Annotated in this window: 22 protein-coding genes; 8 read left to right on the plus strand and 14 right to left on the minus strand. The window is 62.2% G+C overall.

Translation table 11 applies throughout. From position 1 onward, the window contains the following. Positions 1–2 precede the first annotated feature (2 nt). From NQE15_RS15740 to serB, 7 genes are all read left to right on the plus strand, one after another. Complete coding sequence (locus NQE15_RS15740) at positions 3–1,076, plus strand: 3-deoxy-7-phosphoheptulonate synthase (protein ID WP_265942607.1); 1,074 nt, start codon at positions 3–5, stop codon at positions 1,074–1,076. A gap of 10 nt (positions 1,077–1,086) precedes the next feature. Then, positions 1,087–1,347 carry a DUF4160 domain-containing protein gene (locus tag NQE15_RS15745; RefSeq protein ID WP_265942608.1) on the plus strand — a complete coding sequence of 87 codons (261 nt, stop codon included), beginning with the start codon at positions 1,087–1,089 and terminating at the stop codon, positions 1,345–1,347. Beyond that, a complete protein-coding gene (locus NQE15_RS15750; RefSeq protein ID WP_265942609.1) occupies positions 1,302–1,622 on the plus strand; it encodes a DUF2442 domain-containing protein in 321 nt (106 codons plus the stop codon). Before NQE15_RS15745 ends, NQE15_RS15750 begins: the two co-directional genes overlap by 46 nt. A 67-nt stretch (positions 1,623–1,689) precedes the next feature. After that, positions 1,690–2,118, plus strand: a complete 429-nt coding sequence (locus NQE15_RS15755; RefSeq protein WP_265942610.1) for a GNAT family N-acetyltransferase — start codon at positions 1,690–1,692, stop codon at positions 2,116–2,118. A gap of 110 nt (positions 2,119–2,228) precedes the next feature. Then, entirely contained in the window at positions 2,229–2,432 is a 204-nt protein-coding gene (locus tag NQE15_RS15760) for a 4-oxalocrotonate tautomerase family protein (protein WP_265942611.1), read from the plus strand. A gap of 81 nt (positions 2,433–2,513) precedes the next feature. Beyond that, the gene (locus tag NQE15_RS15765) at positions 2,514–2,831 is read left to right on the plus strand and encodes a DUF167 domain-containing protein (protein ID WP_265942612.1); all 318 of its coding nucleotides are present in this window, start codon (positions 2,514–2,516) and stop codon (positions 2,829–2,831) included. 9 nt (positions 2,832–2,840) lie between these two features. Continuing rightward, positions 2,841–3,686, plus strand: coding sequence for a phosphoserine phosphatase SerB (gene serB, locus NQE15_RS15770; protein ID WP_265942613.1), 846 nt, complete (start codon positions 2,841–2,843; stop codon positions 3,684–3,686). Positions 3,687–3,695: 9 nt separating this feature from the next. On the opposite strand, the gene NQE15_RS15775 is transcribed toward serB, so the two are convergent. The 14 genes from NQE15_RS15775 to cysE all read right to left on the minus strand — a co-directional run bounded on the left by NQE15_RS15775 (position 3,696) and on the right by cysE (position 15,827). After that, a complete protein-coding gene (locus NQE15_RS15775; protein ID WP_265942614.1) occupies positions 3,696–5,426 on the minus strand; it encodes a SulP family inorganic anion transporter in 1,731 nt (576 codons plus the stop codon). A gap of 138 nt (positions 5,427–5,564) precedes the next feature. Then, entirely contained in the window at positions 5,565–6,572 is a 1,008-nt protein-coding gene (locus NQE15_RS15780) for a M48 family metallopeptidase (protein WP_265942615.1), read from the minus strand. Further along, a complete protein-coding gene (locus NQE15_RS15785; RefSeq protein ID WP_265942616.1) occupies positions 6,569–7,897 on the minus strand; it encodes a DUF898 family protein in 1,329 nt (442 codons plus the stop codon). Before NQE15_RS15785 ends, NQE15_RS15780 begins: the two co-directional genes overlap by 4 nt. Before the next feature lie 147 nt (positions 7,898–8,044). Next, positions 8,045–8,440 (minus strand): DUF2237 family protein, encoded by a 396-nt coding sequence (locus tag NQE15_RS15790; protein ID WP_265942617.1) that lies wholly within the window; start codon positions 8,438–8,440, stop codon positions 8,045–8,047. Beyond that, positions 8,437–8,631, minus strand: coding sequence for a Fe-S cluster assembly protein IscX (gene iscX, locus NQE15_RS15795; protein WP_265942618.1), 195 nt, complete (start codon positions 8,629–8,631; stop codon positions 8,437–8,439). Before iscX ends, NQE15_RS15790 begins: the two co-directional genes overlap by 4 nt. Further along, positions 8,628–8,972, minus strand: a complete 345-nt coding sequence (gene fdx / locus NQE15_RS15800) for an ISC system 2Fe-2S type ferredoxin (RefSeq protein ID WP_265942619.1) — start codon at positions 8,970–8,972, stop codon at positions 8,628–8,630. Before fdx ends, iscX begins: the two co-directional genes overlap by 4 nt. Then, on the minus strand, positions 8,969–10,849 hold the full coding sequence (gene hscA / locus NQE15_RS15805) for a Fe-S protein assembly chaperone HscA (RefSeq protein WP_265942620.1): 1,881 nt from the start codon (positions 10,847–10,849) through the stop codon (positions 8,969–8,971). The genes fdx and hscA overlap by 4 nt, the downstream gene beginning before the upstream one ends. Before the next feature lie 2 nt (positions 10,850–10,851). Then, positions 10,852–11,379 (minus strand): Fe-S protein assembly co-chaperone HscB, encoded by a 528-nt coding sequence (hscB, locus tag NQE15_RS15810; RefSeq protein ID WP_265942621.1) that lies wholly within the window; start codon positions 11,377–11,379, stop codon positions 10,852–10,854. Continuing rightward, the gene (iscA, locus tag NQE15_RS15815) at positions 11,379–11,702 is read right to left on the minus strand and encodes an iron-sulfur cluster assembly protein IscA (RefSeq protein ID WP_226443567.1); all 324 of its coding nucleotides are present in this window, start codon (positions 11,700–11,702) and stop codon (positions 11,379–11,381) included. The genes hscB and iscA overlap by 1 nt, the downstream gene beginning before the upstream one ends. A 2-nt stretch (positions 11,703–11,704) precedes the next feature. Next, positions 11,705–12,088 carry a Fe-S cluster assembly scaffold IscU gene (gene iscU / locus NQE15_RS15820; protein ID WP_117608694.1) on the minus strand — a complete coding sequence of 128 codons (384 nt, stop codon included), beginning with the start codon at positions 12,086–12,088 and terminating at the stop codon, positions 11,705–11,707. Between the two features lie 21 nt (positions 12,089–12,109). Beyond that, positions 12,110–13,321, minus strand: coding sequence for an IscS subfamily cysteine desulfurase (locus tag NQE15_RS15825; protein WP_265942622.1), 1,212 nt, complete (start codon positions 13,319–13,321; stop codon positions 12,110–12,112). A gap of 25 nt (positions 13,322–13,346) precedes the next feature. Continuing rightward, on the minus strand, positions 13,347–14,504 hold the full coding sequence (locus tag NQE15_RS15830; RefSeq protein WP_265942623.1) for a cysteine desulfurase family protein: 1,158 nt from the start codon (positions 14,502–14,504) through the stop codon (positions 13,347–13,349). 8 nt (positions 14,505–14,512) lie between these two features. After that, positions 14,513–15,013: a Fe-S cluster assembly transcriptional regulator IscR gene (gene iscR / locus NQE15_RS15835; protein ID WP_265942624.1), complete on the minus strand. Its 501-nt coding sequence runs from the start codon at positions 15,011–15,013 to the stop codon at positions 14,513–14,515. Positions 15,014–15,071: 58 nt separating this feature from the next. Next, entirely contained in the window at positions 15,072–15,827 is a 756-nt protein-coding gene (gene cysE, locus NQE15_RS15840) for a serine O-acetyltransferase (protein WP_265942625.1), read from the minus strand. A gap of 141 nt (positions 15,828–15,968) precedes the next feature. Here cysE and NQE15_RS15845 point away from each other — a divergent pair, with 141 nt between their 5' ends. Further along, positions 15,969–17,729: a serine hydrolase domain-containing protein gene (locus NQE15_RS15845; protein WP_265942626.1), complete on the plus strand. Its 1,761-nt coding sequence runs from the start codon at positions 15,969–15,971 to the stop codon at positions 17,727–17,729. The last annotated feature ends 1 nt before the right edge of the window (position 17,730 follow it).

The raw sequence follows: 17,730 nt of genomic DNA on the forward strand, positions 1-17,730 counted from the left end.
CCATGACCACACACCACATCGACAACATCAACGTCACCGCCTTCGACGAAATGCCGACGCCGGAAGAAATCCACGCCCGCCTGCCGCTTTCCGAGAAAGCCGCCAAGACGGTCACCCACGGTCGCCATCTGTTGCGCAACATCCTCGACCGCAAGGACCACCGCCTGGTCGTCGTCGTCGGCCCCTGTTCGATCCACGACCCGATCGCCGGCCTCGACTACGCCCACCGCCTGAAGAAACTGTCCGAAGAAGTCGGCGACACGCTGCAACTGATCATGCGCGTCTATTTCGAAAAGCCGCGCACCACGGTCGGCTGGAAGGGCTACATCAACGACCCGTTCATGGACGACAGCTTCCAGATCGACGTCGGCATGGCCAAGGCCCGCGAATTCCTGCTCCAGGTCGCCGAAATCGGCATGCCGACCGGCACCGAGGCGCTCGACCCGAATTCGCCGCAGTACTACGGCGACCTCATCACCTGGACCGCCATCGGCGCCCGCACCACCGAATCGCAAACCCACCGCGAGATGTCCTCCGGGCTCTCGACCCCGGTCGGCTTCAAGAACGGCACCAGCGGCGACCTCGGCGTGGCGATCAACGCCATCCTCTCCGCCTCCAAGCCGCACTCCTTCCTCGGCCTGACCAGCCAGGGCCGGGTCGCCGTCGTCCGCACCAAGGGCAACGCCTACGGCCACATCGTGCTGCGCGGCGGCGACGGCCGCCCGAACTACGACACCGTCTCGGTCGCCATGGTCGAACAGGCGCTGACCAAAGCCAAGCTGCCGCACAACATCGTCGTCGACTGCTCGCACGCCAACAGCTTCAAGAAGCCGGAACTGCAACCGCTGGTCATGGCCGACGTCGTCAACCAAGTCCGCCTCGGCAACAAGTCGCTGGTCGGCGTGATGATCGAATCCAACATCGAAGCCGGCAACCAGTCGATCCCGGCCGACCTCAGCCAGCTCAAATACGGCTGCTCGGTGACCGACGGCTGCGTCGATTGGGCGACCACCGAAAAGATGATTCGCGATGCGGCGGTGCTGCTGCGGGACGTGCTGCCGGAACGGCTTTCCTGAGAAAAAGACGATGCCGACCATCAGCCAGTTCTTCGGCATCGTCATCCAGATGTTCTGGCGCGAACACGCGCCACCCCACTTCCACGCCATGTATGGTGAATACGAAGCGCTGATCGACATCCGTACACTGGAGGTCATCGGCGGCCGCCTGCCCAAACGCGCGTTGAACTTGACCATAGAATGGGCTATCGAACATCGGCCCGAGTTGATGGAGGATTGGGAACTATGCCAAGCCAGACAGCTACCGAAGAAAATTCAACCGCTGGAGTAACGCCGGCGGCCCCCTGGCGTATTCAGGCCGTCTCGGTCCTGCCAAATCACCGGCTCGCCCTGACGTTCCGTGACGGCCTGATTGGAGTCGCGGATTTTTCGGCAATCGGAACAACCGCCAACCCCGGCATCTACGCGCCATTGGTCGACATCAACTTCTTTGGTCAGGTAAAAATTGAACTTGGCGTTCTTACTTGGCCTAACGGCGCGGACATTGACCCAGCCTGGCTGCATGAAAATTTGGCAACCGATAAAACGTGGTCTGTCCCCTTTTAGGCCCACAGTCGCTGGACGCTGCGCGATAAAGCCGCGCAGCGCCGGTTAGCTCTACGTTAGCAACTGCATGGAAATCCAGCTTCGCGTGATTAACGCCCCCTCTGAATTCAGGGCTGCTCCGTTGCGTGATCGAGCGTCGGTGAGTACCAAGGCTGCATTTACGACGCACTACGCCGCAGTGAGCGGAGAGCAAGAGGTAGCTTTTGTTGCTCTCGACCTTCCTGACCACAAGAGATATTTTTGTGTATATGAGCTACTCGTTGATCCATCGCACCGCTGTCGTGGCTACGGAGCTGCAGTCATACGAAAGTGCAGGGAGTTTGCTACCCGAGAGGGTTTCGAAAAGATATGCCTGAAACCATGGCCTATCGAAGCCGGCGGCTCAGAAGAAAAACTCAGGGCCTGGTACACCAAGCTCGACTTTGTTCAAAGCCCTGAACAAAGCGATCTTATGGAAATAGTTTTTACTGCCTCGCCTGATGAAAAAATCGCCTAACCCTATGGTCGAGGCGCTTCGTCGCTGGGATGCCGAAGAACAATAGGGGTCAGACCCTTGTTCTTCAGCGGCACCTTCCCCAGTGGCACTAATTAAAATTTGGAGAAAAAATGCCTTACGTAAACATTAAGATCACCAAGGAAGGTGCGACCGCAGAGCAAAAGGCTCGCCTGATCGAGGGCGTCACCCAGCTGCTGGTCGATGTTCTCGGCAAGAACCCGAAGACCACCGTGGTCGTGATCGATGAAGTCGATACCGACAATTGGGGGGTCGGCGGCGAATCGATCACCGTCCGCCGAGCGCGGGGCGAGTAGGCTTTTCGTAACTCGTTCCCGCCGATGAAAGCCAAGCGCAGCAAACCCCGCCATGCAGTCGAGAGCACAGAAGGCCATCCCATGAACTCGTTCTGCGAATGGGATGGCGACACGCTGGTCCTCAACATCCTCGGCCAGCCCAATGCCAACCGCGACGTCATCGGCAAGCCCAAGGGCAAGCAGCTCCAGGTCAGCGTGACGGCGGCGCCGGTGGCGGGCCGGGCGACGGATCACATGGTGCGCTTTCTGGCGGCAGAATTTGCGGTTTCGCCTTCGGCCATCACGGTGGTGTTCGGGCGCTTCAACATCAACAAACAACTCCGCATCCGCTCGCCGCAAGACCTGCCGGCCGTCGTCGCCAAGCACCTGGCACAGCAACCCTTACAACTTGAACTCTGACAGCACATCATGAACCTCATCATCCAGGGCGGTGCCCTCCCCACTTTTCTGCTCGAACGTATCGTTGCCGCGACCGGCGCCAGTGCCGTCGAACCGCGTCCGCCGCAGGTGGTCCGCCTGACGGGCGCGACGCGCACGGCGGAGTTCGAGGCGCTGATTCCGCTGCTCGAAGCGGAGAAACTCGACTGGGCCTTCGTCCAGGGCAACAAGAAGCTGTCCGACTTCGGCCTGATCTGCTTCGACATGGATTCGACCCTGATCACCATCGAATGCATCGACGAGCTGGCCGACTTCGCCGGCAAGAAGGCCGAGGTGTCAGCCGTCACCGAAGCCGCCATGCGCGGCGAGATCGACTACAGGGAGAGCCTGCGCCGCCGCCTGGCCTTGCTCGCCGGGCTCGATGCCCGCGTGCTGGCGCGCGTCTATGGCGAACGCCTGCTGCTCTCGGCGGGCGCCCGCGAACTGCTGGCCGCCGCGCAGAACGCAGGGCTGCGTACGGCGATCCTGTCCGGCGGCTTTACCTACTTTACCGAGCGCCTACGCATCGAACTGGGCTTCGATTTCGCCACTTCGAACGAACTGGAAATTTCCGGCGGCAAGCTGACCGGGCGGGTCGTCGGCGACATCGTCGATGCCTCGGCCAAGGCACATCACCTGGCGCGCCTGACCGACGAACTGGGACTACACAAGGATCAGGTGATCGCCTGCGGCGACGGCGCCAACGACTTGCTGATGATGGCCGAGGCCGGCCTGTCGGTGGCCTTCCGCGCCAAGCCGGCAACGCGGGCCAAGGCCGATGTGGCGATCAATTTCGGTGGTCTGGATTCCCTGCTCAACCTGTTCGACGACGCGTAAGAACAGCGTCTATATATCCGGACACCAGACCTCGGGTGGCGCCAGCTTTTCGTAAGCGGCGTTGGCCGACAGAAAAACCTCGCCGGTAAGCGCGTTCCACAGCACGGATTTCATCAGCCTGTCTTGCACCGGCCCCTTGACCTCGGCCAGGTGCAGCTTGATGCCTCGCTCGGCAAGATCTTGGTTGATCTCGCCAAACACCTCGACTGCAGTCGTGTCGAGCAGGTTAACGCCGCTCATCACCAGCACCAGGTCGTGCGCATCAGCCACGCCTTCCAGCTCCTGGTTCAGGCGTTGCTCGACAGCGCCCAGGTTGCCAAAGAACAGGCGCTCGTCGATGCGGACGAAAAGCACGCCGGGCAGCGTCTCGACCTCGTAGCGGGCAACGTTGCGGAAATGCTCGGTCCCGGGCACCCGCCCGACGACAGCGATATGGGGCGAACTGACGCGAAACAGCAAGGTCGCCATCGACAACACAATACCCATGCCGATCCCCGCCTCCAGGCCAAAGAGCAGTACGCCACCGGCAGTGCACAACAAGGCCAGCGCATCCGCCCGGTCGTAGGACCAGGCCTGGCGGAGTGCCTGCAAATCGATCATCGAGGTCGCGGCCATGATGATGCTGGCCGACAGCACGGCCAGCGGCAGACGCTCGAACCAGCTGGCGGCGCCGGCTAGCACGCCGATCATGGCGAGGGCCGAGACGATGCTGGCCAAGGGCGTCTGGGCGCCGGCCGCGACATTGATCGCCGAGCGCGACAGGCCGCCGCCGACCGGCATGCCGCCGGAAAAGGCGGCAACGACATTGGCCGCGCCCAACCCAACCAGTTCGGCATTGGCGTCGATCCGTTCGCGCCGCTTGATGGCCAGGGCCTGGGCCATGGTGATGCTCTGCACCATGCCGATCAGCATCATCAGGAAGGCCGGAACGATCAGGCTGCGCGTCGCATCGAAGCCGGGCAGGAAGAAGTTGAACGCAGGCAGGCCGGCGGCCACCGAACCGACCACGGCCACCCCGTGGGCCCGGTCGAGATCGAACTCGATCACCGCCAGCGTACCGACCAGCACGACCACCAGCGGCATGACGCGGACAACGAAGGCTGCCCGCTGGCTGGCGAGGCCGGCCTTGACCAGCCAGCCGGCGAGTGTCGAACGGACGACGGCGAGCACGAGCAATGCCGTCAGGCCGATGGCCAGCGTCGGGAGATGGCTTTGTGGCAGTTTGCTCAGCACGTCGAGCATGACCTCGCCGCTGCTCGCGCCATGCGGCGTCACGCCGAGCAGATATTTCAACTGGCTGATGATGATCAGCACCGCCGAACCGGAAATGAAACCGCTGATCACCGGCCGGCTCAGCAACTGCGACAGGAAGCCCAGGCGCAGCACACCGCAGGCCAGCAACATGGCACCGGAGAGCAACGACAAGGCGGCCGCCAGAGCGATGTATTCAGGCGAGCCGGGGCTGGCGATCGGGCTCAAGACGGCGTAGGTCATGATCGCCGTGACGGCGACCGGCCCAACCGCCTGCACCATGCTGCTACCCAGCCAGGCATAGGCGATGACCGGCAGGATGCTGACGTACAGCCCCTGTTGCGGCGGCAACCCGGCGAGCAAGGCGTAGGCGAGGCTCTGCGGAATGACCAGGATGGTCACCATCAAGCCGGCGGTGATGTCGGCGCCGAGTTTTTCTCTGGGGTAATGGGTAAGCCAGGCGGGGAGAAGTCTGGAGAACGCGGACATTGCTGGCAAAGCCTTACCGGAGCGGTCGATGGCGGAAAGTCCGGCAGTATCGGCCGCCGGGATAGGAGGCGTCAATCGGCTGACGAGCCAAGGCCACGGCCCGGGATGGCCGGGATGCCTGGCCTTGGCCGTCGAAAATCAGCGCATGGCGCGCAGGCGGGCGATGCGTTCGGCCGTGTCGGGGTGGGTGGACAGGCCGTCCCATCCTGCCCCGGCGCTGCCCTTGGCGCCATGGGCTTTTTCCATGCGCTCGAGCATCGCGGCCAGCGGCTCGGTCCCCCGCCCGGCCGCCAGCATGGTACGCGCGGCATAGGCATCGGCTTCGAATTCGAATTCGCGCGAATAGCGGGATTCGAGGACCAGGACGCCCAGGCCGGCGGCAACCGACGAGATGTCGCCGAGGTAGACACCGACCACGAAGGAAACCACCGATGACTGGATCAACTGGCGCAGCCCGTGGCGATTGGCGACATGCCCCAGTTCGTGGGCAATGACGCCGGCTACTTCATCGTCGCTTTCGGCCAGCCGGATCAGTTGATCGAATATCACGACATCGCCGCTGGGCAGCGCGAAGGCATTGGGGCCCGTGGCCGAGGAGCGGAAGTGCAGGCGGTAGGCCGGCAGATCGCTGCCGGTCTGCAAGACCTTCTGGACATGTTCACTCAAGGCGGTGCGGCGTGCCTCGCTGAGCACGGATTGGTTGAGCAGGCGCTCGTCGAGGACGGCCAGGGTGTGCTGCGACATGGATTGCAGTACGGGCTCCGGAATGCGCGGGGCCAGCACCTTGGCGATGGCGGGCAGGCCCCAGAAATAGAGTGCCACGATCAGCAACACTGCCCCGGCCAGGGAGCCCAGCGCCCAGGTCCAGCGGGTTTGCATGCGGACCACCGGCGACTCGGCGAAGCCGGCCGCCTTCAGCCAGTGCGCGAAGGCATCGAGGTCGGCGACTTCGAACATCGCGCCGTCGGCAAAGCGGACAAAGCGCGGCGAACGCCCCATCGCCTCGGAGATGTCGACCTCGCCACGCCCGGCCCGCCGTTCGCCGAACTGGCCGCGGGCGACGATTTCGTCACCGACCGCAAACAGCTCGGCCGACTGGCGCAACGGCGTGCGCCCGTCGTAGTAGCAAGCGGCAACCCCTTTCACAGCCCGATGTCCAGGTCGAACATTTCGGCTGCTTCGTCGCCGATGGCGCTGGCCGTGCTGGCTTCGCCGGCAACGAAGTCGTTCAGGCTGCCGCTGACCGCGAGGGCAAGATACTCGGCGCGGAAGCGGGCGACCCGCACCTGTGCCCAGGGAATAAACAGCCCGAGCGTGAAGATGATGGCCAGCCAGTTCACCACGGTCAGCCCGATATAGCCGCCGACCGGCAGGCGGCTGACGAAACGGTGGAAACCGAGACGGGTCGTGCCCCAGATGGCATTGGTAATGCGCGCCGCGACATAGGGCACGATGACCGCTTGCGAGATCACCAGCAGCAGGGGGATCAGCATGAAAACGACGCCCAGGGCGAGGAAGGCTTCCTTGCCGGCAGCGCCGGCGGCCGCCATCCCGGCAATGACGCCGAGGGCGACGATAAGGCCGATGAAGATTAGGCCGGGGAGCAGGAATATCTTGTAGAGGGTGCCGGTGGTGACGGCGCAATCGAAAGCCGTCGTCCCGAAGCGCGTGTTGTCGAGGATGAACTTGCGCACTTGCCGGTAGAAAACCGGGAAAGCCAGCCAGAGCGTCAATGGAACGAGCAGCCCATAGCCGAAAAATACCTTGAAGGCCTGCCCATAGCTGCCGTGGAACGAGAAACGCAGGCCGCGGTAGCTGGTGTTGTGCGCCCGGAAGCGGAAGGCTTTGACGGCCAGCCAGGGAAGCAGCGCCAGCAGACCGAGGGCGACGATCCCGTAGGCCAGCGGACTGATATTCTGGGCCACGGAAAGGCTGAGCAGCAGCACGACGGCGACAGCCCGGCCCTTGAGGATGGCGATCGGCTGACCGTGGTAGTCGAAGCCCGAGCCGTCGAGCAGCAGGTTGCGGTGAAAGTACTGTTCGCGCCGCACCTTGGCCCAGGCCGAGTAGATGCCGAGGGTGAGGATGCTGAGCAGGAGATTGACGATCCAGATGCGGAAATACTCGCCGCCATCGCCGACAAAGCGGAAATTCTCCTCGTGCCGCTCGGCAGTTTCGGCGGCGGCGTCGCCCGCCTGCACTGGTGCAGCTGGGGCGGCCGGTTCGGGAACGAGTGCTGCGGGCGGCGCTTTTTCCAGAGTGGCGTCATAGGCTTGCCGCGCCTCGGGGTCGCCGAGCGTCTGGAAGGCCTGGCGCAGGGCATTGAGGTGTTCTGCTGTCGGCCTCTCCTGCGCCTTCATCATTTCCCGGAAGCTATCGAGTTGCCGGGCGTAGGCCGCCTTGATTTCGGCCAGCGTGGCCTCCGGCCCGATGCCGAGCACTTCGTAGTAAGTGGCTGCAAGCGTTTGCATCTTTCCCCCAGTGAATGTCGGCACCGCCTAGAATCGCGCCATTTTATCCATTTGGCACGCCGGGTGGATGACAAACAACTGGTAATTGCATTCTGCCGCCCATCCGCACAGCTCTGCCCCGGCCGATTGTGGTAACCGGAAGCGCGCTCAGTGCAGGTCGACGGCGTGCTGCTTGAGGGCTTCCAGCGGCACGATTTCGAGCGCCGCCTGGTTGGTCGAATTCAGTGCCACGTGCGGCGCCTGTCCAGCCTGCCAGGCCTGCAGCCAGCGCGCGGCGCACAGGCACCAGCGCTGACCCGGTCGCAAGCCGGGAAAGTCGAATTCGGGGTGCGGTGTCGACAGGTCGTTGCCGCTCGCCTTGGAGAATTCGAGGAACTCGGCGGTCAGCACGACACACACCGTGTGGCTGCCGAAATCGTCTTCCGAGGTATTGCAGCAGCCATCGCGAAAAAAGCCGGTGACCGGTTGCTCGGAACAAGGCAACAGCGGTCCGCCCAGGACATTGAGCTGGCTGCCCCGCCCCGGGAAGTCACGGGTTTTCATTCCACTTCGTCGATCCAGGCCTGCTGGATGGCTTCGAGTATCTTCTCGCCGCAGTGCTTGGGATCGTCGTTGAATTCAGGGAGCGCCATGACCCAGTCGCGCAGGTCGACGAAATTGATCTTCAGCGGGTCGATGGCCGGATGCGCCTCGGAAAGTTCGATGGCGATATCGTTGATGTCGGTCCATTTCATTTGCGGTGCCCCTCCTTCGCCATATTGATGCTGTATTTCGGGATTTCGACGACCAGCGGCGTCTTGCCGACGATGGCCTGGCAGCCGAGGCGGGAATTGGGTTCGAGGCCCCAGGCCTTGTCGAGCAGGTCTTCCTCTTCCTCTTCGGCCGGCGTCAGCGAGTTGAAGCCTTCGCGGACGATGACGTGGCAGGTCGTGCAGGCGCAGGACATTTCGCAGGCGTGATCAAGTTCGACACCGTTCTCAAGCAGCGTCTGGCAAATGGACTTGCCCTCTTCCGCCTCGATCACGGCGCCGTCCGGACAGTTTTCGACGTGTGGCAGGACGATCAGTTGCGTCATGCGTCTTCTCCCATCTTGATGTCGTCGACCTTGCGGCCGGACAGCACTTTCTTGATGCTCTGGTCCATGCGACGGTGCGCAAAAGCCTGCGTCTCGAAGCCGAGGTCGTCCATCGCGATGTTGATCAGGCGGCGGTTGTCGCCGGCCATGGTGTCGCGCAGCTTGGCGATGGTAGCGACAATCTTGGCGGTTTCCGCCTCGTTGAGCAGATGCGGGTCTTCCATCATGGCGGCTTCGGTCGCCTCAATCATGCGTTGTGCCTCGACCTGTGCTTCCTTCAGCGCCCTGGCCACTGCATCGTCTTTGGCGTGTTCCATCGAATCCTTGAGCATGCCAGCGATTTCGTCATCGGACAGGCCGTAGGATGGCTTGACGGTGACGCTGGCTTCGACGCCGGTGGTCTGCTCACGCGCAGCGACCGACAGCAGGCCGTCGGCATCGACCTGGAAGGTGACGCGGATGCGGGCCGCCCCGGCGACCATCGGCGGAATGCCGCGCAATTCGAAGCGGGCCAGCGAACGGCAATCGCTGATCAGCTCGCGCTCGCCTTGCACGACGTGAATCGCCATCGCCGTCTGGCCATCCTTGAAGGTGGTGAATTCCTGAGCGCGGGCGGTCGGAATGGTCGAGTTGCGCGGGATGACCTTTTCGGTCAGGCCGCCCATGGTTTCCAGGCCAAGCGACAGCGGCGTGACGTCGAGCAGCAGCCAGTCGTCCTTGCCGGTCTTGTTACCGACCAGCAGGTTGGCTTGGGTTGCCGCGCCGAGGGCGACGACCTTGTCCGGGTCGAGATTGGTCAGCGGTTCCTGGCGGAAGAAATCGCCGACCGCTTTCTGGACCTGCGGCATGCGCGTCGAGCCGCCAACCATGACCACACCCTTGACATCTTCGGCGCGCAGGCCGGCATCACGCAGGGCCTTCTTGACCGGCTGCATGGTCTTCGAAATCAGCGTCTGGGCGATTTCGGCAAAGGTCGCGACGTCGAGCTTGGTATCGACGATCTCGCCGGTGGACAGCCGGGCGGTGATCGGCGCCTCCGGATTATTGCTGAGGTATTCTTTAGCTTCGCGGCAGCGCATCATCAGCAGGCGGCCGTCTTCCGGCGACAGCGGCTGCAGCTTGGCCTGTTCGATGGCCCAGCAGAAAATGCGGTGATCGAAGTCGTCACCACCGAGCGCCGAATCGCCGCCGGTGGACATCACTTCGAAGACGCCCTTGGTCAGCTTCAGGATGGAGATGTCGAAAGTGCCGCCGCCGAGGTCGTAGACGGCATAGACGCCCTCCGCCGCATTATCCAGCCCGTAGGCGATGGCGGCGGCGGTCGGTTCGTTGAGCAGGCGCAGCACGTTGAGGCCGGCGAGGCGGGCGGCATCCTTGGTGGCCTGGCGCTGGGCATCGTCGAAATAGGCGGGCACCGTGATCACGGCGCCGACCAGTTCGCCGGCCAGGGCGATTTCGGCACGTTCCTTGAGGTTTTTCAGGATCTCGGCCGAGACTTCGACTGGGCTCTTGATGCCGGCGATGGTGTTGACCTTGACCATGCCCGGCGCTTCGACAAAATCGTAGGGCATGGATTCGACGTGGGCGATATCCTTCAGCCCACGGCCCATGAAGCGCTTGACCGAGACGACGGTGTTGCGCGGATCGATCGCCTGTTTCTTCTGGGCGTCGTAACCGACTTCGGTGGTGTTGTCGGCGTGGTAGCGGACGACCGAGGGCAGCAAGGGCCGGCCCTGCTCGTCGCTCAGGCAGACGGCAATGCCGCTGCGCACGGTGGCGACCAGCGAATTGGTCGTGCCGAGGTCGATACCGATGGCAAGTTTGTGCTCGTGGGGTGCAGCCGACTCTCCGGGCTCGGCAATTTGAAACAGGGCCATTTTTATTCTTCCAGCGACGCCAGCGCGTCGTCGATTTCGTGCAAGAGTTTTTCGAGGAACATCAGCCGGCGGACACGGTCGGTGGCCAGCGCGAAATCGCCGCTGCCATCGAGTAATTCGCCGAGTTCCTGATAACGGGTGTTGATGTCGCCGCGCAGCCGGTTGTGGAGATGCTCGAGCTCGTGGTGGTCACCGCCGTGGCGCGCATCCATCACGGCTTCCCGCCATTCCATCTGGTCCATCAGAAAATCGGCCGGCATCGCGGTATTGTTCTCCGCTTGGATGTCGTGGCCGCCCAGATGCAGCAGGTACTTGGCCCGCTCCAGCGGCTTTTTCAGCGTCTGGTAGGCTTCGTTGGCGTGCGTCGCCCACTGCATCGACATTCGGCGCTCGGCTTCGCCGGCATTGGCGAAGCGGTCCGGATGCACCTGGGCCTGGATGTCGCGGTAACGGGAATCCAGATCCGACAGATCGAGCCGAAAACCACGGTTCAATCCAAACAGGGAGAAGTGGTCGGCGCGAAGATCCATCAGACGTTAAAGGATTCGCCGCAGCCGCACTGGTCTTTCACGTTCGGATTATTGAACTTGAAACCTTCGTTCAGTCCTTCGCGGGCGAAATCGAGTTCCATCCCTTCCAGGTACGGCATGCTCTTGGCGTCCACAAAGACTTTGACGCCATTGCTTTCGAAGACCATATCCTCGGGATCCACCTCGTCGACAAATTCCAGCTTGTAGGCCATGCCGGAACAGCCGCTGGTCCGCACCCCGAGGCGCAGGCCAACACCCTTGCCGCGTTTGGTCAGGTAATTGGCAACGTGTTTCGCTGCCTTGTCGGTCAAGGTGACAGCCATGCTTATTCTCCGTGCTTTTTCTTGTAATCGGCCACAGCTGCCTTGATGGCATCCTCGGCCAGAATCGAACAGTGAATTTTAACCGGCGGCAGGGCCAATTCTTCGGCGATTTCCGTGTTTTTGATCGACAGTGCCTGATCGACGGTCTTGCCCTTGACCCACTCGGTGACCAGTGAAGACGAGGCGATCGCGGAACCGCAACCGTAGGTCTTGAACTTGGCGTCCTCGATCACGCCGGCCTTGTTCACCTTGATCTGCAGCTTCATGACGTCGCCGCAGGCCGGGGCGCCGACCATGCCGGTACCGACCCCGTCGTCTTCCTTGCCGAAGGAGCCAACGTTACGGGGATTCTCATAATGATCAATGACTTTGATGCTATAGCTCATGTTAGTTCTCCTAGAGTTTCTTTAGTGCGCAGCCCACTGCACGGTGCTGAGGTCGATACCGTCCTTGTACATTTCCCACAGCGGCGAAAGTTCACGTAGTTTTCCAACTTTCGTGTGCAACAGTTTGATTGCGTAGTCTATTTCTTCTTCCGTCGTGAAGCGGCCGATGCTGAAGCGGATCGAACTATGGGCCAGTTCGTCGTCGCGCCCCAAGGCACGCAAAACATAGGACGGCTCCAGGCTGGCCGAGGTGCAGGCCGAGCCGGAAGAAACCGCCAGATCCTTGATCGCCATGATCATCGATTCGCCTTCGACGTAGGCAAAGCTGATATTGAGATTGTGCGCCACGCGCTGCTCGAGGTCACCATTGACAAAGGTTGCCTCGATATCCTGCAGGCCCTTGAGCAGCTTGTCGCGCAGGGCGCCAACCCGCTGGTTCTCTTCGACCATTTCTTCCTTGGCCAAACGGAAGGCTTCGCCCATGCCGACGATCTGGTGTGTCGCCAGCGTGCCGGAGCGGAAACCACGCTCATGGCCACCGCCATGCATCTGCGCTTCCAGACGAATACGCGGTTTGCGGCGGACGTAAAGGGCGCCGATACCTTTCGGGCCGTAGGTCTTGTGGGCCGAGAAGCTCATCAGGTCGACCTTGAGCTTGCTCAGGTCGATATCCACCTTGCCGGTGGCCTGGGCAGCGTCGACGTGGAAGATGATGCCGGCGTCGCGGCAGATTTCACCCAGTTCGGCAATCGGCTGGATGACGCCGACTTCGTTATTGACGAACATCACCGAGGCCAGCACGGTATCCGGGCGGATGGCGGCCTTGAAGACTTCGAGATCGAGCAGACCATCTTCCTTGACGTCGAGATAGGTGGCCTCGAAACCCTGACGCTCCATTTCGCGCACGGTGTCGAGCACGGCCTTGTGCTCGGTCTTCACCGTGATGATGTGCTTGCCCTTGGTGCCGGCGTAGAAATTGGCGGCGCCCTTGATGGCGAGGTTGTTGGACTCGGTGGCACCGGAGGTCCAGACGATTTCCTTGGGGTCGGCACCGACCAGCGCCGCGACCTGCTCGCGCGCCTCTTCGACCGCCGCGTCGGCCACCCAGCCAAAGCTGTGCGAACGCGAAGCCGGGTTGCCGAAGTGCTCGTACAAGTACGGAATCATTTTTTCCGCAACGCGTGGGTCAACCGGGGTGGTTGCCGAGTAATCCAGGTAAATGGGAAGTTTCATCGTCATTCTCGCTAGGTCGGGTTGTTCAGACAGCCATTGCTGTCAGTCCTTGCAGGCGTCCGACTGTAACCTGCAAAGCGCTGATAAATTGTTCAATTTCGACCTCGGTATTGCTTGCCCCGAGGCTGACCCGCACCGCACCACGCGCCATCTCCGGCGCCACGCCCATCGCCCGCAGAACATGCGAAGGTTCCGGGTTGGCGCTCGAACACGCGGCACCGCTGGCCACGGCGAATCCGGCGCGGTCGAGCTTGCCGACCAGCGTTTCACCATCGATATCGGGGAAGGCGAAATAGCTGGTGTTCGGCAAACGGCTTGCCTCCGTCGCAAATATCCGGGCGCCCAATCTTGCCAGCCCGGCTTCCAGCTTCGCCTGCAGGGCCCGCAAGCGAGCCGCTAGTTCGGCAACGCGCTGCGCCGCAAGTTCCGCCGCCACGCCGAAGCCGACGATGGCGGGCACATTTTCGGTACCCGAACGCAGGCCGCGTTCGTGACCGCCACCGGCGATCAAGGGCAGCAGTTCGACCCGCTTATCGACGACCAGCGCCGCCGCGCCCTTAGGGCCGCCGGCCTTGTGCGCCGACAGCGTCAGCGCATGAACGCCGGCCGCATTGAGGCTGCGAAAATCGATAGCCAGCTTGCCCAGCGCCTGCACGGCATCGCTGTGGAACCATCCGCCAGTGGCCTTGGCTGCATCGGCCAAGGCCGCGACATCCTGCACGACACCGGTTTCGTTGTTGGCCAGCATTACCGAGAGCAGCCGCGGCCGGTCGAGCAGCGTTTCAGCGTAATCGGCCAGGTTGATGCTGCCGGCACAATCGACCGCCAGCTGGCGCACCTGCCAACCCTGCCGTGCCAGTTGCGCCGCCGGCTTCAGTACGCAGGGATGCTCGATGGCGCTGACCGCCAGCAAGCCCGGCTTCAGCGCAGCCGCGGCGCCTTTCAGGAACAGGTTGTTGGTTTCGCTGCCACCGCTGGTAAACACGATTTCTGTGGGATGGGCATTGACCGCAGCCGCCACCTGTTGCCGCGCCTCGTCGATCGCCCGCCGCGCCGCCCGGCCGAATTCATGCCGACTCGACGCATTGCCGTACTGGCTTTCCAGCCAGGGCAGCATGGCCGCCAGCACCGCCGGATCAAGCGGCGTCGTGGCGTTGTGGTCGAGGTAGATGGGGCGAAACATCGGGAAACTCAGGCGAGGATCGCTGATTTTTCACGGCCGGTACGCGACCGGGGTGCGAGGTGGCGCTTGTCTTCGAGGATTTCGGGCAACTTGCCGGCCAGCTTGAGTTTCTGGCGATCGACCAGTTCGGAGAGCGTCACCGAAGAGAGGTAGTCGAACATCTTGGTATTAAGCGTCGTCCACAGGTCGTGGGTCATGCAACGATGTTCGTCATGGCAGTTTTCACGGCCGCCGCATTGCGTCGCATCGAGTTGCTCATCGACGGCACGGATGATGTCGGCCACGGTCACCAGCGTCAGCGGACGGGCAATGCAGTAACCACCACCGGGGCCGCGCACGCTGTCGACCAGCTTGTGACGACGCAGCTTGCCGAACAGCTGTTCGAGGTAGGACAAGGAAATCTTCTGGCGCTCGCTGACGCTGGCCAGTGCCACCGGCCCGTCCTCGCCACGCATGGCGAGGTCCATCATGGCCGTGACGGCAAAACGTCCTTTGGTGGTCAAACGCATTGTTGCTCTCCCGCTAATAACCCAGTAATGCGGTCAACTATATCGAAGCCATACTAAATCAGTCAACTATCTTGCTCAGATATGTTGGGTCGAAGCGGTCGGCTGCCAAGACCTCGCTGTCGCACTTGACGCCCTGGGCATCCAGTTCCTTCAACAGCGAAGTCAGGCGACGGTCGGTTTCCGCCGCATGATCGAGCAAACCGTGGATGGCCATGGCCAGCGGATCGTCCTGGTCGCGCCCGACGGCATAGGCGGAGAAGCCCAGTTTTTGGGCTTGCGCCTGACGCTGCCGACTTTGTTCGGAATTGTCGAGGATCCGCGCCGGATTGCCGACGGCAGTCGCCCCGGCCGGTATCGGTTTGGTGACCACGGCATTGGAGCCGACCTTGGCTCCGGCCGAAATCGTGATCGGCCCGAGCACCTTGGCCCCGGCCCCGATCACCACACCGTCTTCCAGCGTCGGGTGACGCTTGCCCTTGTTCCACGAGGTGCCGCCTAGCGTGACCCCGTGGTAGATCGTCACGTCATCCTTGATTTCGGCCGTTTCGCCGATCACCACGCCCATGCCGTGGTCGATGAAGAAACGGCGACCAATGGTGGCACCCGGGTGAATTTCGATACCGGTAAAGAAGCGGGCAAAGTGCGCCGTGAAGCGGGCCAGCCAGCGCAAGCGATGGCCCCACAGCCAATGGGCCAACCGGTGCATGATCAGGGCGTGGATACCCGGGTAGCAGGTCAGCACCTCCCAAAACGAGCGCGCTGCCGGGTCGCGGTCGAAAACCGCACGGATATCCTCTCGCAGATACCGGAACATGAAGCCAGATCCCCTCTTATAACGAAGCGGAATTTTAAAATACTCGACTGAAATTGTCAGCTATTTTCCCTGGCAGTGAGCAATTCCATCTGTCTTATAATTGCGCACCGTTTCGTCAGCCCATTTTTAAAGCTCTTTTCCATGCCCAATCGCCTTCTTCTGCTCGTTTCCGCGCTTTTTCTCTCGGCCTGCGCCACCCCCCCTCCGGTCGCCGAGAGCAATGCCCGTGGCGATTACCGGCACACCCAGAATTACCTCTCGTGGCTGGTCGAGCGCGAGATGTCGGATGCCGATATCACCGGCATCAGCATTGCATTGGTCGATGACCAGCAGGTGATCTGGCAGAAGGGCTTCGGTCATGCCGACCTCGAAAACGGCATCCTGGCGACACCGGAAACCGTCTATCGCGCCGGTTCGATCGCCAAGGTCTTTACCGCTGCCGCGGCCATGCAACTGGCCGAACAGGGCAAGATCAACATCGACCAGCCGCTGGCCGCCGCCCTCCCCGAGTTCTCGATCAAGACCCGTTTCCCGAATGCCGGGCCGGTCACGCCGCGCAACGTGATGACGCACCACTCCGGGCTGCCCTCCAATTTCTTTCGCGGCCTGTTCGTGCGCGACCCCGGCCGCTTCGACAGCGTGGTCGAAGGGTTGCGCGACGAACACCTGAGCTTCCCGCCCAATTACGTCTTTTCCTATTCCAATCTCGGCATGGCCTTGCTCGGCGCGACAGTGCAGAAGGTCAGCGGCGAACCGTTCGAAGCCTACATGGCCCAGCATTTCTTCAAGCCGCTGGGGATGACGCAGAGCAGCTTCGCCTCGAAGGCCGTAGCCAAGGCTTACGACGGCAACAAGGAAATCGAGGTTTTCTCGCTGCGCGACATGCCAGCAGCCAACCTGCTTAGCAACGTGGTCGATCTCAGCCAGTTCCTGAAAATGCAGTTTGCCGACGGCCAATACGGCCAGCAGCGGATTCTTGCGCCGGCCACGGTGCGCGAGATGGTTCGCGTCCAGAACCGGGATTTCCCGCTGACCTTCCAGCAATATGTCGGCCTCGGCTGGATGTTGAGCGGCATCGAAGTGCCCGGTGGCGGCCCGGTGGCCAGCCACGGCGGCTCGCTGCCCGACTCGCACAGCATGATGGCGATCCTGCCCGAGCACAAACTGGGTGTCGTCGTGCTTTCCAACTCCGCCACCTCGGCCGTCGCCGTTTCCAAAATTGCTGCCGAAGCCCTGAAACTGATGCTCGAAGCCAAGACCGGCATCCGCCAGCCGCCGGCAGCGGTAGTCCGCTCGCCGGAGCGCGCCCCGAACCAGGAGGAGTTGCGTCTGTTCAACGGCCATTTCGACACCCTGGTCGGACTGGCCAAGGTATCCACGGCATCGGGCAAGATCGACGCCGATGCTGTTGGCCACCATTTCCAGCTGGTGCCGCACGAAGACGGACTGCTGACCCTGAAATACAAGATTTTCGGCATGGTGCCGGTCAATGTCGGCGCCTTCGAGGACATCCGCCTCTCCGCCGTCACGATCGACGGACGGCAGATCATCGTCGGCCGCATCGGCGGCGAATCGCTGCTGTTCGGCGAAAAGCTGAAGCCGACCGCTATCCCGGACAATTTCATGCAATTGCTCGGCAGGTACGAAATCATCGACAAGATCGACGGCCCGGCGCCCAATCACATCATCATGAAAGAAGACGATGGCCTGCTGGTTGGCGAAATGCGCTTCCCGGAAAAGCCGGAACTCTTGCTGCGCATCGGCTTTCAGCCGATTTCCGACCACGAGGCGGTCACCGCCGGCCTGGGCAGCGGGCGCGGCGACACGCTGCGCCTGATCTACGAAGACAACGAAGAGCGGCTGGGCTTTTCCGGCTTCCAGCTCCGTAAGAAACTGAACTGAA

Origin of the sequence: Dechloromonas sp. A34 (assembly GCF_026261605.1) — a bacterium.
In the GTDB taxonomy this organism is placed as follows: domain Bacteria; phylum Pseudomonadota; class Gammaproteobacteria; order Burkholderiales; family Rhodocyclaceae; genus Azonexus.

Excerpts from the sequence above, each read along its gene's own strand:
- NQE15_RS15740 (WP_265942607.1), top strand. The coding sequence starts at position 3 with ATGACCACACACCACATCGACAACATCAACGTCACCGCCTTCGACGAA.
- NQE15_RS15745 (WP_265942608.1), top strand. The coding sequence starts at position 1,087 with ATGCCGACCATCAGCCAGTTCTTCGGCATCGTCATCCAGATGTTCTGG.
- NQE15_RS15750 (WP_265942609.1), top strand. The coding sequence starts at position 1,302 with ATGCCAAGCCAGACAGCTACCGAAGAAAATTCAACCGCTGGAGTAACG.
- NQE15_RS15755 (WP_265942610.1), top strand. The coding sequence starts at position 1,690 with ATGGAAATCCAGCTTCGCGTGATTAACGCCCCCTCTGAATTCAGGGCT.
- NQE15_RS15760 (WP_265942611.1), top strand. The coding sequence starts at position 2,229 with ATGCCTTACGTAAACATTAAGATCACCAAGGAAGGTGCGACCGCAGAG.
- NQE15_RS15765 (WP_265942612.1), top strand. The coding sequence starts at position 2,514 with ATGAACTCGTTCTGCGAATGGGATGGCGACACGCTGGTCCTCAACATC.
- serB (WP_265942613.1), top strand. The coding sequence starts at position 2,841 with ATGAACCTCATCATCCAGGGCGGTGCCCTCCCCACTTTTCTGCTCGAA.
- NQE15_RS15775 (WP_265942614.1), bottom strand. The coding sequence starts at position 5,426 with ATGTCCGCGTTCTCCAGACTTCTCCCCGCCTGGCTTACCCATTACCCC.
- NQE15_RS15785 (WP_265942616.1), bottom strand. The coding sequence starts at position 7,897 with ATGCAAACGCTTGCAGCCACTTACTACGAAGTGCTCGGCATCGGGCCG.
- NQE15_RS15790 (WP_265942617.1), bottom strand. The coding sequence starts at position 8,440 with ATGAAAACCCGTGACTTCCCGGGGCGGGGCAGCCAGCTCAATGTCCTG.
- iscX (WP_265942618.1), bottom strand. The coding sequence starts at position 8,631 with ATGAAATGGACCGACATCAACGATATCGCCATCGAACTTTCCGAGGCG.
- fdx (WP_265942619.1), bottom strand. The coding sequence starts at position 8,972 with ATGACGCAACTGATCGTCCTGCCACACGTCGAAAACTGTCCGGACGGC.
- hscA (WP_265942620.1), bottom strand. The coding sequence starts at position 10,849 with ATGGCCCTGTTTCAAATTGCCGAGCCCGGAGAGTCGGCTGCACCCCAC.
- hscB (WP_265942621.1), bottom strand. The coding sequence starts at position 11,379 with ATGGATCTTCGCGCCGACCACTTCTCCCTGTTTGGATTGAACCGTGGT.
- iscA (WP_226443567.1), bottom strand. The coding sequence starts at position 11,702 with ATGGCTGTCACCTTGACCGACAAGGCAGCGAAACACGTTGCCAATTAC.
- iscU (WP_117608694.1), bottom strand. The coding sequence starts at position 12,088 with ATGAGCTATAGCATCAAAGTCATTGATCATTATGAGAATCCCCGTAAC.
- NQE15_RS15825 (WP_265942622.1), bottom strand. The coding sequence starts at position 13,321 with ATGAAACTTCCCATTTACCTGGATTACTCGGCAACCACCCCGGTTGAC.
- NQE15_RS15830 (WP_265942623.1), bottom strand. The coding sequence starts at position 14,504 with ATGTTTCGCCCCATCTACCTCGACCACAACGCCACGACGCCGCTTGAT.
- iscR (WP_265942624.1), bottom strand. The coding sequence starts at position 15,013 with ATGCGTTTGACCACCAAAGGACGTTTTGCCGTCACGGCCATGATGGAC.
- cysE (WP_265942625.1), bottom strand. The coding sequence starts at position 15,827 with ATGTTCCGGTATCTGCGAGAGGATATCCGTGCGGTTTTCGACCGCGAC.
- NQE15_RS15845 (WP_265942626.1), top strand. The coding sequence starts at position 15,969 with ATGCCCAATCGCCTTCTTCTGCTCGTTTCCGCGCTTTTTCTCTCGGCC.